At 48.4% G+C, this 12,734-nt stretch carries 14 protein-coding genes and 1 tRNA gene; 11 read left to right on the forward strand and 4 right to left on the reverse strand.

Translation table 11 applies throughout. The features are described from left to right. The first annotated feature begins 69 nt into the window (after positions 1 to 69). The 4 genes from METPAY_RS00145 to METPAY_RS00160 are packed head-to-tail and all read left to right on the forward strand — an operon-like array spanning position 70 to position 2,823. Positions 70 to 951 (forward strand): thiamine pyrophosphate-dependent enzyme, encoded by an 882-nt coding sequence (locus tag METPAY_RS00145; RefSeq protein WP_048148053.1) that lies wholly within the window; start codon positions 70 to 72, stop codon positions 949 to 951. Then, on the forward strand, positions 945 to 2,057 hold the full coding sequence (gene porA / locus METPAY_RS00150) for a pyruvate ferredoxin oxidoreductase (protein ID WP_048148055.1): 1,113 nt from the start codon (positions 945 to 947) through the stop codon (positions 2,055 to 2,057). Before METPAY_RS00145 ends, porA begins: the two co-directional genes overlap by 7 nt. Then, positions 2,057 to 2,584 carry a 2-oxoacid:acceptor oxidoreductase family protein gene (locus METPAY_RS00155; RefSeq protein WP_048148057.1) on the forward strand — a complete coding sequence of 176 codons (528 nt, stop codon included), beginning with the start codon at positions 2,057 to 2,059 and terminating at the stop codon, positions 2,582 to 2,584. The genes porA and METPAY_RS00155 overlap by 1 nt, the downstream gene beginning before the upstream one ends. Continuing rightward, a complete protein-coding gene (locus tag METPAY_RS00160; RefSeq protein ID WP_013328523.1) occupies positions 2,581 to 2,823 on the forward strand; it encodes a 4Fe-4S binding protein in 243 nt (80 codons plus the stop codon). The genes METPAY_RS00155 and METPAY_RS00160 overlap by 4 nt, the downstream gene beginning before the upstream one ends. Positions 2,824 to 2,880: 57 nt before the next feature. Here METPAY_RS00160 and METPAY_RS00165 read toward each other — a convergent pair whose 3' ends face one another. Beyond that, positions 2,881 to 3,318, reverse strand: a complete 438-nt coding sequence (locus tag METPAY_RS00165) for a winged helix-turn-helix transcriptional regulator (protein WP_048148059.1) — start codon at positions 3,316 to 3,318, stop codon at positions 2,881 to 2,883. Between the two features lie 127 nt (positions 3,319 to 3,445). On the opposite strand from METPAY_RS00165, the gene METPAY_RS00170 reads away from it, so the two are divergent. From METPAY_RS00170 to METPAY_RS00180, 3 genes are all read left to right on the forward strand, one after another. Next, on the forward strand, positions 3,446 to 5,188 hold the full coding sequence (locus METPAY_RS00170) for an MFS transporter (RefSeq protein WP_048148113.1): 1,743 nt from the start codon (positions 3,446 to 3,448) through the stop codon (positions 5,186 to 5,188). A 75-nt stretch (positions 5,189 to 5,263) separates the two neighbouring features. Further along, entirely contained in the window at positions 5,264 to 5,695 is a 432-nt protein-coding gene (locus METPAY_RS00175) for a universal stress protein (RefSeq protein ID WP_048148060.1), read from the forward strand. A 998-nt stretch (positions 5,696 to 6,693) separates the two neighbouring features. Beyond that, positions 6,694 to 7,761: a type I restriction endonuclease gene (locus METPAY_RS00180; protein ID WP_048148062.1), complete on the forward strand. Its 1,068-nt coding sequence runs from the start codon at positions 6,694 to 6,696 to the stop codon at positions 7,759 to 7,761. A 51-nt stretch (positions 7,762 to 7,812) separates the two neighbouring features. Here METPAY_RS00180 and METPAY_RS00185 read toward each other — a convergent pair. The 3 genes from METPAY_RS00185 to METPAY_RS00195 form a co-directional block, all read right to left on the reverse strand. Continuing rightward, positions 7,813 to 7,885: transfer RNA gene (locus METPAY_RS00185), tRNA-Asn, on the reverse strand. Positions 7,886 to 7,947: 62 nt separating this feature from the next. Then, entirely contained in the window at positions 7,948 to 8,241 is a 294-nt protein-coding gene (locus METPAY_RS00190) for a hypothetical protein (RefSeq protein ID WP_048148064.1), read from the reverse strand. 22 nt (positions 8,242 to 8,263) lie between these two features. Then, positions 8,264 to 8,491 carry a hypothetical protein gene (locus tag METPAY_RS00195; protein ID WP_048148066.1) on the reverse strand — a complete coding sequence of 76 codons (228 nt, stop codon included), beginning with the start codon at positions 8,489 to 8,491 and terminating at the stop codon, positions 8,264 to 8,266. Between the two features lie 70 nt (positions 8,492 to 8,561). On the opposite strand from METPAY_RS00195, the gene METPAY_RS00200 reads away from it, so the two are divergent. From METPAY_RS00200 to METPAY_RS00215, 4 genes are all read left to right on the forward strand, one after another. After that, positions 8,562 to 9,692, forward strand: a complete 1,131-nt coding sequence (locus METPAY_RS00200) for a M24 family metallopeptidase (protein WP_048148068.1) — start codon at positions 8,562 to 8,564, stop codon at positions 9,690 to 9,692. Next, complete coding sequence (gene map / locus METPAY_RS00205) at positions 9,689 to 10,567, forward strand: type II methionyl aminopeptidase (protein WP_048148070.1); 879 nt, start codon at positions 9,689 to 9,691, stop codon at positions 10,565 to 10,567. The genes METPAY_RS00200 and map overlap by 4 nt, the downstream gene beginning before the upstream one ends. Before the next feature lie 105 nt (positions 10,568 to 10,672). After that, complete coding sequence (locus METPAY_RS00210; protein WP_048148072.1) at positions 10,673 to 11,956, forward strand: ATP-binding protein; 1,284 nt, start codon at positions 10,673 to 10,675, stop codon at positions 11,954 to 11,956. After that, the gene (locus METPAY_RS00215; protein WP_048148074.1) at positions 11,953 to 12,672 is read left to right on the forward strand and encodes an MBL fold metallo-hydrolase; all 720 of its coding nucleotides are present in this window, start codon (positions 11,953 to 11,955) and stop codon (positions 12,670 to 12,672) included. The genes METPAY_RS00210 and METPAY_RS00215 overlap by 4 nt, the downstream gene beginning before the upstream one ends. Positions 12,673 to 12,734: the final 62 nt, after the last annotated feature.

Consider the following 12,734-nt stretch of genomic DNA (forward strand, 5'->3'; position numbering starts at 1 on the left):
ACAGGGTGCTGATATCAAAAGCCAAAATATCATTATAAATAGTGACAGATTATTACAGAGGTTTTTTAATTGGCAGAGATACCGGATGATGAGTATATTTTAAAGACCACGTCCGCCTGTGCCGGGTGCAGTATCCCTCTCTGTCTCCGGTATATCACAAAGGCGGCCGGTCCCGATACGGTACTGGTGATTCCTGCATGCTGTACAAGTGTTATACAGGGTTTGTATCCTAATACCGCGGTTAACATTCCCGTATACAATGTTGCTTTCGCCTCGGCGGCAGCAGTTGCATCAGGAATGAGCGAGGCTTTCCGTGCGGCAGGAAAGAAGACAAACGTCATCTGTTTCGCAGGAGACGGCGGGACGGTGGATATCGGTATCCAGGCCCTCTCCGGCGCACTTGAGCGTGGAACGGATTTCTTATACGTGTGCTACGACAACGAGGCATACTCAAATACCGGTATGCAGAGATCGGGTGCGACTCCGCTCGGTGCGGCAACGACAACGACGCCGGCGGGAAAGAAAGAGTTCAAGAAGGACCTTGACGCGATTGTAAACGCACACAACCCGGTATATATGGCGACCGCGTGCAGTGCATATCCGCTCGACCTTTACAACAAGGTGGAAAAGGCACTCTCGATCACCGGGCCGAAGTTCATACACATTCTTGCACCGTGTCCGCCGGGATGGAGATACCAGTCCGATAAGACGATCTCTGTCGGAAAACTTGCAGTGCAGTCGGGCATGTGGGTTCTCTATGAGCGTGAGAACGGAAAGATAAGCCTGACCGGGGCATCGAAGGCTGCTGCAAAGAAGAGAATCCCCGTGGAAGACTACCTTAAGGCACAGGGAAGATTCAAGACCGCCTCAAAAGAGGAGATCTCCGAACTTCAGCAGGCGGTCGAAAATAATTTCAAAAGGATCGAAAAGGAGGTTGACGGGACATGCTGAATGTAGGAACAGGCAATAAGGCAGTGGCACTTGCGGTTAGAGATGCAAAACCCGGTGTAGTCGCTGCGTACCCGATCACCCCTCAGACCGAGATAGTCGAAGAGATTGCGAACCAGGTGAGTTCCGGAAAGCTGGGTGCGAGGTATATCCCCGTTGAGTCCGAGCACTCTGCAATGGCCGCCTGCATCGGTGTTGCCGCGACCGGCACAAGAACATTTACCGCAACAAGTTCGCACGGTCTTGTCTACATGTGCGAGATGCTCCACTGGGCGGCCGGTGCACGCCTCCCGATCGTTATGGCGAATGCGAACCGTGCTCTCGGTCCCGGCTGGAATATCGGCGCCGAACATTCGGACTCCATGTCCATGAGGGACTCCGGGTGGCTCCAGGTATATGCGTCGACCGTACAGGAGGCATACGATGCGACGATAATCGCGTTCAGGATTGCAGAGAATGAAAACGTTCTGCTCCCTGTGATGATCAACCTCGACGGTTTCCTCCTGACCCACGTCACGCAGGGATTCGAGACTGTCGATCCATCCGGGTTCCTGCCCCCCACAAACACCCCACACGCCATCGATATCAATAATCCTGGCGGCTACGGGACGCTCACCGCAAACACCGACCACTACAAGTTCCGCCACGACATCATGGTCGGAATGAAGAACTCCGTAGCAGTTATAGAAGATGCCCAGAAGGAATTTGAGAAACATTTCGGCAGGAAATACGAGATGTACGAGGAGTACATGACAGAGGATGCCGAAGTCCTTGTAATTGCGATGGGAACAATAGGCAAGGAGATGGAGGTCGCGGTCGACAAACTTCGTGAAGAAGGAGTTAAGGCGGGTTCAATCCGGGTTCGCTGGTTCAGGCCGTTCCCTGACCTGAGGGAAAAATTCGAAGGGAAAGAGATCGTCGTAATCGACCGCGATTACTCGTTCGGCTTCGGCGGAATTCTTGCCAATGAACTCCGTGCGAAGACCTGCTGCAACCCTTACAGCGTCATCGCCGGCCTCGGCGGCCAGGATGTCACATATGACGATATCGCCGGGTTTGTCCGGGACAGGAAACCTGGCGAAGAGTTCTGGTTCGGGGTGAGCGAATAATGTACGAGATAAGGCTTCATTCAAGGGGCGGGCAGGGTGGTGTAACAGCCGCAAAGATCCTTGCTCATGCTGCATTCCTCGACGGTAAATATGCAACTGCAACTCCTCTCTATGGTGCAGAGAGGCGCGGTGCACCTGTGGTTTCGTTCATCAGGATCGATGACAAGCCTATAAAGGTCTATTCGCAGGTAAGAAACCCCGATCTTGTAATTGTTCTCGATCCGGGAATCATGAACATGGTCGATGTTATGCAGGGCATCCACAAAGACGGCAAAGTCCTGATCAACAGCCCGCATAAACCGGAGATGGATGGTCACAAGGTCTACAACATCGATCTTACGGGGATCGCATTATCTCTCGATCTCGTCGTGGCAGGAAACCCGATCCTCAACACCCCTCTTCTCGGGGCTCTTGCAAAGATCGGCCTGGTATCGAGGGAATCTGTCAGGAAGGCGATATCCGAGGCGTTCTCGGACGAGAGGAACGGGACAGCAGCCCTTAAGGCGTACGAGGAGCTGGTAATATGAGTGCAAAACTTGCAATATCGAGACCTAAAGAGGGAGCCGCAGGAAAGACCGGCACCTGGAGAACTTTCAAGCCAGTAGTCGACAGGGAACTCTGCAACAAGTGCGGAAACTGCGAGAGGTTCTGCCCCGACGGAACTATCTCAAAAGAGTTCGAGATCGATCTCGAGTTCTGCAAAGGCTGCGGAATCTGTGCCGATGTCTGCCCCAAGAAGGCCATAAAGATGGTCAGGGAAGAATAGGCAAAAAAATCCTGGAATTAAATTATAATCAATATTTTTTCGTGAAAGCTGTGGCGGCTAATTCTGCTCTCCCAGCTGTTTTTCTATATCGTTGCGGATTTTTTGGATATCTTCGAGAAGGAGGCGGAGTTTTACAGGATCGTTGACTTTCTCCCTTGACAATCCTTCACCGACAACTTCGTCATCAAGATACCTTATACCCCAGAACCCAAGTACCTTTAAAACGATAACCAGTTTATCACCCGCTTCCGTAAGCGAATATTCGACCTTCGGAGGAACTACCGGATATACTGTTCTTGTAATAATGCCGTCACGTTCGAGTTCGCGAAGCTGCTTTACCAGCATCTTCTCGCTGATCGAGGGCAGTTTGTGTAATATTTCACTATAACGCAGTTTTCCGTCTCTTAATACAAGAACGATCAACAGTTTCCATTTTCCCCCGATTACATTGACTGCCGCTTCGACCCACGACCAGTATTCCTTGTTCTTTGCCATTTCTGACTTTCATTTTGGTTAGTATGTGATAAAATGGTGCGTATGGTGTATTAATCCGGAGAAGTCGATCTGTATAACGCATCCGGCTTGACAGTCTGAAATGTCTGCCGGGCGGAAGGAATACAGGATGAATACAAAATCTACAAATAATCAGCAAAATTCCAACTTTGCCGAAGGGGGCGGCAGGAGGGGTATACAATATAAATGGGTCGCACTCTCGAATACGACCATCGCAATGTTCATGGCAGCGGTGAACGGGAGCATCCTCCTGATCTCCCTGCCGGCGATCTTCAACGGCATCAATATAAATCCCCTCACTTCGTTCCAGTACCTTCTCTGGATTCTGATGGGATATGGTGTGGTGACGGCGACGCTGCTCCTTAGTTTCGGGCGTCTCTCCGATATGTACGGACGTGTCAGGCTTTACAACATAGGCTTTGCAATATTTACGGTGGGTTCGGTCCTCCTCTTTTTTACACCGGATACGGGTGACGCCGGGGCGATTGAACTGATTGTCTTCAGGTTAATACAGGCGATAGGTGCGGCGTTTATATTCTCGAACAGTGCCGCGATACTCACCGATGCATTTCCGCCTGACGAGCGCGGGAAAGCGCTCGGCCTCAACCAGGTGGCAGCTATCGCCGGCCAGTTTATCGGCCTCATTATCGGCGGGCTGCTGGCTGTGTTCAACTGGAGGTATGTCTTCCTGATAAGTGTGCCGTTCGGGGTGATCGGTACGATCTGGGCATTTTTAAAACTCAAAGAGACTGACTGCCGGGAAAAGAGGCCCCAGAAGATCGATATATGGGGAAATCTGGTATTTATCGGAGGTCTGACGATTTTCCTGATCGGCATAACCTACGCCCTGATACCATACGGGGATTCGCCGATGGGCTGGGGAAGTCCGTTCGTGATCGCCTCTCTTGTCGCGGGCTTCCTGCTGCTTGTCGCATTTCCGTTTATCGAGATGAGGGTGGAAGATCCGATGTTCAGGATAGATCTCTTCAGGGTCAGGAATTTTGCATTCGGCAATGCCGCCGGTTTTCTCTCCGCCCTTGCCCGCGGCGGAGTGATGATAATTCTGATCCTGCTTCTTCAGGGTATCTGGCTGCCACTGCACGGTTACAGTTTCGAATCTACTCCGTTCTGGGCGGGAATATACATGCTGCCGCTCACGATCGGTTTTGTTGTGATGGGGCCGATCTCAGGCATTCTCTCCGACAGGTACGGTGCACGCTGGCTGAGTACAGCGGGAATGGTGCTGGTCGGGATCTCGTTCCTGGTTCTTGCAGCACTCCCGTATGACTTCGATTACCTGCCCTTTGCTCTGGCTCTGCTTATTATGGGTCTTGGAAACGGACTGTTCGCATCCCCCAATTCGGCGGCCATCATGAATTCGGTAGGACCCGGCGAGCGTGGTGTCGCTTCCGGAATGATGGCAACCCTGATGAATTCGGGCTTCGTTCTCTCGATGGGAATGTTCTTCACGATCATAGTTGTGGAGCTTACCAAGGCGTTTCCCCCGGTGCTGACATCAGCTCTTACAGCCGCCAATGCAACATCGCTCATCGCCGACATGAGTGCGATACCACCGACAGGAGCCCTTTTCGCTGCGTTCCTGGGATATAATCCGGTGGAGATGATCATTGACGGGCTATCGCCTGCACTGGTTGCAAACATAGCGCCTGCAACGATTGCTACCCTGACAAATACGGTCTGGTTCCCGACGACTCTCGCGGAGGCGTTCATGCCGTCGCTCGGTTTGTCGTTCTATATCGGGGCAGCACTTTCGTTTGTCGCCGCAGTCCTGTGTGCGATGAGGGGCAACAAATACATCGAGGAGCTCGACAACGCACCGGGGAAAGACTGATGTCTTCAATCCGCAAGGCGTATCTGATGAGAAGATAAATCAGGATTAAGACCGGGTAATGAAGGAGATATAAAAATGGCAGGTAAGTTGTTTGGCAAAGTTCTGATTGCAACGGACGGTTCGGAGAACAACAGGAGTGCTCTTGAGGAGGGCATAAAAGTCGTTCGTGAATGCGGGGGTGCCGGTTACGCGGTTTATGTTATCGACTCCCACACGCTGTCCACGTCCTCGGCCGAGATCCCTGTAGGCGATGCCTGCGAGGTTTCGATGGACGAGGCGAAGAAAGCGTTCGATCTGCTGAAGTCCCTGTCTGGAGATGTTAAGTTTGAGACGAAGATCCTTGACGGCAGACCGGGAATGGAGATCGTGAAGTTTGCCGAAAAAGAAGGAATAGACCTGATTGTTATCGGCACGAAGGGAAAGAAGGGGCTTGAGCGGCTGCTTTTGGGAAGCGTCGCGGAAGAAGTGATCCGCTCTGCTACCTGCAAAGTGCTTGTCGTGAAATGATTTTTTCTTTTTTTGGGCCTTGGAGAAATCCTCTAAGGAAATAGCGACTGAAAGATCGATCATATAGGAACTTAATTTTATTTTACCACAAATCTGACAATTGTAAAATGCTGCGGAGATACAACTGTCCAGATGGTCCTGACCAGGATTACCGCCTCGCAATTTCTGAAGTAGTTTGCAACTTTGCACACGTTTGTACAAACTTTGCACAAAGATTTTGCAAACCAAATAACTGCAATAAAGAGATTTTTCGAATAATTACTCAAATATCTCTATTTTATCATTTAGTTTGCAAAAAAACTGAAACCACACAGAAGCCGACAGCAGGATCTATGCAAAAAGCGTCCTGTGTGTGTACCGGTATTTTTGTGCAAACTAGAGCAATAATAATAAAAAAAATTATTATATGTACAATAATTTGAAAAATATCTTAGAATTTCGTTTTTTTAATTTGCAAAACTTTTTGCAAATTGTGCGCAACGTTGTGCAAAGTTGCAAAAATAGATCCTTTAGAACCATCATGACAGAACAAGAGGCTAAAGCACGAAAAAAAATTGATAGGTTTTCTACGGAGCGTTTTTTGTAGTGATTTTATACTTTTGAGGGCATAAGCCCATTCGGGGCAGCCCCATGCTCAGTTCGCTTCGCAAGTTCCGCGAACTTTTGCAAAGATGATAGTACGGCCTGGACGCTACCCGTCCGTGTAGCTCTAAAATTTAATTTCATGAAATGAACCGGTGACCGAAGGTCGCTCTCGGTCTCGAAAGGGCGACAGCCCTTCGGTTACCTCGGCCGTGAAAAAGTAATTAGCTAAAGTTTGGAGCAAAAGGGGATGCTTGTCCATCCCTTTTGCGACTTATCGCGATCAGGGGGATGGTTATAGGGAGGGGGTCCCCTCCCTGTATTATAATTATTTTGTAAAAACTCCAGACAGAAGCTAAATATATCATTGAAATTTTATAATGAATCATCTGAAAAAAGAGTCAGGGTGTATCGCAATGGATTTTCCAGAACAACTGAAATCGTTTACTGCACGGATTCCTAAACTTTCGGAAAGCATTTTTACTGAAGAAGCAACTAAAACAGCTCTTGTAATGCCTTTTCTGAGTATCTTGGGTTATAACGTCTTTGATCCAACAGAAGTAATTCCTGAATTTACAGCAGATCATGGGACTAAAAAAGGAGAGAAAGTTGATTATGCTGTATGTCTGAACAACCAGCCTGAAATATTGATTGAGTGCAAGGCACTGGGTTCAGATTTGAACAATAATCAGGCGTCCCAGTTGTTCAGATATTACAGTGTCACGAATGCCAGAGTTGGTGTTTTGACGAATGGGGTAAAGTACAGATTCTTTTCAGATTTGGATTCTCCGAATAAAATGGATGCCAAACCATTCTATGAAGTTGATATGCTTAATTTAAGAGAAAAGGATGTTAATGAACTTAAAAGATTCACAAAAGAAGTATTTGATCCAAATGATCTAACATCCATTGCAATTTCTTTAAAGTACACAAATGAAATTATACAGATTCTTCAGGATGAGTTGAATTCTCCTTCAGATGAGTTTGTAAAATTTTTTGCACGCCATGTCTACAATGGTCAAATTACAAAAAATGTTCTTGAAAAATTCAGATATATAGTTAAAGATGCCAGAAACCAGTTCATCAACGAAAAAATTAACAGTCGCCTTAAGATGGCAATGTCTGAGACAAAGCCTGAGGAAAAGGTAGTGGAAGCTGATTCCGAGGATGAACCTGAAAACGATGACGGGATATTTACCACCGTTGAAGAATGGGAAGGTTTCTATATTGTTCGTGCCATCCTGAGAAGTATTACTGATGCGAATCGCGTCAATCTAAGGGATACAAAAAGCTATTGTGGTGTATTGTTTGATAATAGCAATAGAAAACCAATATGCCGCTTGAGATTTAATTCAAAGCAAAAATACCTTGGAATTTTTGATGAAAATAAAAAGGAACAAAAAATTCCAATAAATGATCTGAGCGAGATATATGATCACGCAGATGTTCTAAAGAAAACCGTTGAATTTTACGATTCTGCCTAAAATGAATTATTTAAGAAATATATTCTTTTAGCTTGAAATTAAAAAACGACACGCCCCCAACAGGACTCGAACCTGTGACATTCTGGTTAACAGCCAGACACTCTACCAACTGAGTTATGGAGGCAGTACTTGCACTGTTCAACGTGCCTATAGATGTTGATTTTTCCGTTATTAAATATTATGGATTTAACTTTCAGTTGCAGCCTTAATCTTTTTAAGGAGAGCAATTATTTCGTCGGTTTGTGTGTCGAGATTCTTCATAAGTTCGGCTGCCTTCGGGGTCGCGACAGCACCCGCCGGGGACGCCTGGATGTACCCCAGCTGCTCCAGGACCTTGAGGGAGTATCTTATCTTATGGGAGGGGATCTTCGTTATCTCCGAGAGTTTCAGGATGCCGATCGGCTGGTGCTCCGAGACTATCTTTATCACCTCTATATGCCTAAGGACGATCTCTGTCTCGGTCTTAAGTTTGTTCAGCAAACGGGTGACCCCCTGGAAAAATTTACTCCTGTTTCATAAGCCATGCCTTGTCCTTTTTATAGTGGCTCCTGAATAATACGGCCATAACCGCCGCCACGATAAGGCACAATACTCCTATTGCAATGCTGTAAAACGGGATCAGCCCGAAAAAGGCCAGAATGGCGACTGCAACAAGTATGACGATAACATTCAGCATTATCGTCAGTTTCGCGAACTTCATCTTGAATATCTTTTCCGCAGATGGATTCATTGCATTAAATTGTTTGGCATCATCTCGTAAAATTACTTGTGTATCAAAGGTGAAGTATTCAGGGAACAATATGGAAGACCCAATCGACAAAGCACTTGAAAGGGCCGGCATGGCGGCATATCTCGCTTATGCCGATTCTTCCAACCCGGATATGATGTATCTTACGGAATTTCAGGTAAACGACCCGCTTGTATATCTCAAAAAACGTGGCGAGGGAGGCGTTCTGATCGTCCCGCAGATGGAGTACGACCGCGCTCTTCAGGAATCCCGCTGCGAAGTGATAAACCGTGGCGATGCCGGATTTTTCGACGACCTCGAAAAGCACAAGGACGGGCTTTCGGCGATGGCGTCGATGGTGTCCCGCCTTGCAGGAGACGGCATTCTCTTATCGCCGGATGTCCCCGTATCTTTTGCAAAAAAGATCGAAACCTTCTGTGGGACTGCCGTTGACGAGGGAACAGTCTCTGAGATGAGATCCGTGAAGACCCGGGCCCAGGCGGACAACATCAGGAAAGTCCAGAAGACAACCGAAGAAGCGATGGAGCTTGCCATCTCGCTTATAAAAAATGCCGAATGCAAAGACGGCGAATTGTATCTCGGGAGCGAACCCCTCACATCCGATTACATAAGAAACGAGATGCACTGCTTCTTCTTAAGGAGGGGGCTTGTCGCAAGCGATACCATAGTATCCTGCGGGAAGGAGACCGCAATCCCGCACTGTATCGGCAACGGGGTAATACTTGAAAACGAGCCCGTTGTCATAGACGTATTCCCCTGTGACTCGAAGAGCGGCTATTATTCTGATATGACGAGGACGGTAGTAAGGGGAGAGCCCGATCCCGAGATCGAGGCGATGTATTCATGCGTCAGGGAAGCAAAAATACATGCAAAAGGAATGATTGCCGAAGGGCGGACCGGAAAAGAGATCCACGAATATGTAGTGAACTTTTTCGACGAGAACGGCTATACTTCAGGGAAGGAAGGCTTCATTCATAGTCTCGGCCACGGGGTGGGGCTTGCAGTTCACGAAGGGCCGTCACTTTCGCCTTCCGGGGGAAAACTCGTCGAAGGAAATATCGTAACCGTGGAGCCCGGTCTTTACTATAAAAAGATCGGCGGGGTAAGGCTGGAAGACATAGGAATGGTTACAAAAACCGGATTTGATTGCTTTACAGATTATCCGGAGGATATCAGAATATGATCGATGATGAAATATTAAATAAATATCTTGAAGCAGGAAAGATAGCGAAAGAATGCAGGGAATTTGCAGCAGGGAAAGTAAAGGTCGGCGCCAAGATCCTGGATGTTGTCGTCGAGAGCGAGCAGAAGATACTGTCAATGGGTGCCGGAATTGCATTCCCCCTGAATATCTCCCTCAACGAGGCCGCCGCTCACGATACCGCCTCTCCCGGTGACGAACGGGTCTTTAAGGCCGGCGATGTCGTCAAGGTTGATCTTGGGGTCCACATAGACGGGTACATCGCCGATACGGCGGTTACCGTCGATCTCGGGAAGAACGATCTCCTGGTGGAGGCCTCGAAGGCCGCGCTTCATGCGGCAATCGATATGGTCCGTCCGGGAGTAAGAACTGGGCAGATCGGTGCAGCAGTCCAGGCCGAGATCGAGAGCCGCGGGTACCGCCCCGTGGCAAACCTTACAGGCCACGGACTTGGTCAATACCTGCTCCACGGGATTCCGACGATCCCCAATGTCGGTATGCAGGGCGGGACAGAGCTCGAGGAAGGTATGGTCTTCGCAATCGAACCCTTTGCATCCACAGGTTCCGGGATTGTCTCGGACGCATCCCGTACCGAGATCTACAGCCAGATCTCGTCGCGTCAGATCAGGCTTCCTTCCGCAAGAAAGCTCATGAAAAAAGTTGCCGAACGAAACAGTCTCCCGTTCTCCAGGCACTGGTATTACGAAGAAAAATCCGATCTGGCGATTGCCCAGTTGGTGAAGCAGAATATCCTCAGGGGTTATCCTGTACTTCATGACGTGGCAGGATCGCTTGTATCCCAGGCCGAGCATACGATGATCGTTACGGATGACGGGTGCATTGTAACGACTGTTTAATATTGTATTACAACGAATAATATTAAATTATTTTTTCAGTTTTCAGGATAATATAGCGTGAGATAATATTATCCCGTTTGAGCAGTAAAATATGATGTTGTACATATGAATGCCGACGACAAGGAACTGGCGATCGATATTCTTGAGTTTCTCATAACCGCGGATATTATCAATAAAAATGAAGAGCTCACGAAACTCGACCTGCCCAAAAAATACTGGAAATTTTTCGGCACCGGCGACTACAATACGGATATTGACAGGCCAATAACAATCGGAGAGTCCCTCATCAGCAAGGTTTGCATTGCTGACAATGCAATAGAAATTGTCAAACAGAACCCCTTCGTCAAGTTCGATGAATTCGGGAAGAGGTTCGGAATCACTACGCTTGACGCCGCAGCGGCATGGTTCCTCCGCCAGGCCGGGAAAGAGCGGATAATGAGAAATCCTGTTCTTGCCCGTTATTATGAGAAGGCCGGAGATGCCGGTATATCCTATAAAGAATCCCTTGAGAGCGTCCCTCGGTTCATCGATTCGAAGGAGTACCTTGAGGCGAAGGTAAACCATATCATCGGTGACGACGAGGAGCTCAAGGCGGCACGCGGGCTTATCATCATCAGTTCTCCCGAAGAGATCGAATATTCGCTCGACGATCTGGTCTGTACTCCCAAACAGGAAGAAGGGATCAAAAAGATCGAGATTGCACTGAAGAACAGGGAGTTCCTTAAGGAAAGAAGGATATTCGAGTTCGGAAAACTCCTCTTCGTCGGCCCGCCGGGAACAGGAAAGACATCGCTGGCTCTTGCAATGTCGAAGGCGCTTAAGATGCCGCTGCTCGAGGTCCGGCTTGCAATGGTAACATCGCAGTACCTTGGCGAGACTTCGAAGAACATCGATCGTATATTCGATATTGCAAGGAGACTTTCGCCGTGCATACTGTTTATCGACGAGTTCGATTTCGTTGCCAAGAGCCGCGTGACCGAGGACAACGGTGCTATGAAGCGTGCGGTCAACATGCTCCTTAAAAATATAGATACGGTCAGCTTCGTCAGGAACGGCGTGGTCCTGATTGGTGCGACGAATCACCCTGCCCTCCTCGACGAGGCGGCCTGGAGACGTTTTGACGATGTCATCGAATTCCCGCTTCCCGATTACGAGATGAGGGTTGAGATCCTGAAAAAGATCACCAGCACTCTCGACTGCACCTGTGATTTTGAGGAACTTGCGGCAGAGACCGAAGGCTTTTCAGGTGCCGATCTCAGGATAATGATAAAGGAGTCCATAATCTCTGCTCTTATGAGGGACAGCTTCGAGCTTTCCGAATTCGATGTGGAGCAGGGTATGGGCAGCGTCCGTGAAAGGGACACGATTCGCCAGAGCGCCTCGATATGAAGATAACAATTCTCGGTACCGGCGATACTGTCGGAACCCCCCGTGTGGGGTGCGACTGCGGGGTCTGCACCCTTGCAACCGAAGAAGGCCGTTCACGTCTCAGGACATCTTTTTTGATCGAGAATGAAGGAAAAAATATACTAATAGATACATCCCCCGATTTAAAGGAGCAGCTGATCCGGACAGGTGCGCCGAAGATAGGCGCTGTGCTTTGGACACATGCACATTACGATCATATCGCGGGATTCAACGAGTTCTACAGGGTGCAGGACTTCCCGCCTGCATATACGCCTGAAAAAGTGATGGATGATATCTCAGGCTTCTTTCATTTTTTGAGATTTAAGAAGAACATCGTCGAACCGTACGAGCCTTTCATCCTTTTCGGGATGGAGATCACGTTTGTTACAGTCAATCACCCCCCTATAGACACCTATGGGATTGTAATCCGTTACAACGGGAAAAAGATCGGTTACACTTCAGATACGAACCCGAACCTTCCTGAAAGGACGGTGAAGGAACTGATGAACTGTGATCTTCTTTTCTTAGACGCCCTGATGCTCCCTGACGTCCACATCGGAAAGCACATGAATATAGCCGAAGCAGAAGACCTTGCACAAAAACTCTCGCCGAAAGAGTACTATTTTGTCCACATGAGCCACAGGATTCCTATGTCATACCCGCACGCCGCCACGGATTTTATGACATTCGAGTTCTGATTTTTGTGGCTGATTCGACCAATACTTATATACTCGTATAAAATCCAAGAATATGGGTACCT

Source organism: Methanolacinia paynteri (assembly GCF_000784355.1).
Taxonomy (GTDB): Archaea; Halobacteriota; Methanomicrobia; order Methanomicrobiales; family Methanomicrobiaceae; genus Methanolacinia; species Methanolacinia paynteri.

Bases quoted from the DNA above. Each gene is read 5' to 3' on its own strand.
- porA (WP_048148055.1), top strand. From the start codon at position 945: ATGCTGAATGTAGGAACAGGCAATAAGGCAGTGGCACTTGCGGTTAGA.
- METPAY_RS00155 (WP_048148057.1), top strand. From the start codon at position 2,057: ATGTACGAGATAAGGCTTCATTCAAGGGGCGGGCAGGGTGGTGTAACA.
- METPAY_RS00160 (WP_013328523.1), top strand. From the start codon at position 2,581: ATGAGTGCAAAACTTGCAATATCGAGACCTAAAGAGGGAGCCGCAGGA.
- METPAY_RS00165 (WP_048148059.1), bottom strand. From the start codon at position 3,318: ATGGCAAAGAACAAGGAATACTGGTCGTGGGTCGAAGCGGCAGTCAAT.
- METPAY_RS00170 (WP_048148113.1), top strand. From the start codon at position 3,446: ATGAATACAAAATCTACAAATAATCAGCAAAATTCCAACTTTGCCGAA.
- METPAY_RS00175 (WP_048148060.1), top strand. From the start codon at position 5,264: ATGGCAGGTAAGTTGTTTGGCAAAGTTCTGATTGCAACGGACGGTTCG.
- METPAY_RS00180 (WP_048148062.1), top strand. From the start codon at position 6,694: ATGGATTTTCCAGAACAACTGAAATCGTTTACTGCACGGATTCCTAAA.
- METPAY_RS00195 (WP_048148066.1), bottom strand. From the start codon at position 8,491: ATGAATCCATCTGCGGAAAAGATATTCAAGATGAAGTTCGCGAAACTG.
- METPAY_RS00200 (WP_048148068.1), top strand. From the start codon at position 8,562: ATGGAAGACCCAATCGACAAAGCACTTGAAAGGGCCGGCATGGCGGCA.
- map (WP_048148070.1), top strand. From the start codon at position 9,689: ATGATCGATGATGAAATATTAAATAAATATCTTGAAGCAGGAAAGATA.
- METPAY_RS00210 (WP_048148072.1), top strand. From the start codon at position 10,673: ATGAATGCCGACGACAAGGAACTGGCGATCGATATTCTTGAGTTTCTC.
- METPAY_RS00215 (WP_048148074.1), top strand. From the start codon at position 11,953: ATGAAGATAACAATTCTCGGTACCGGCGATACTGTCGGAACCCCCCGT.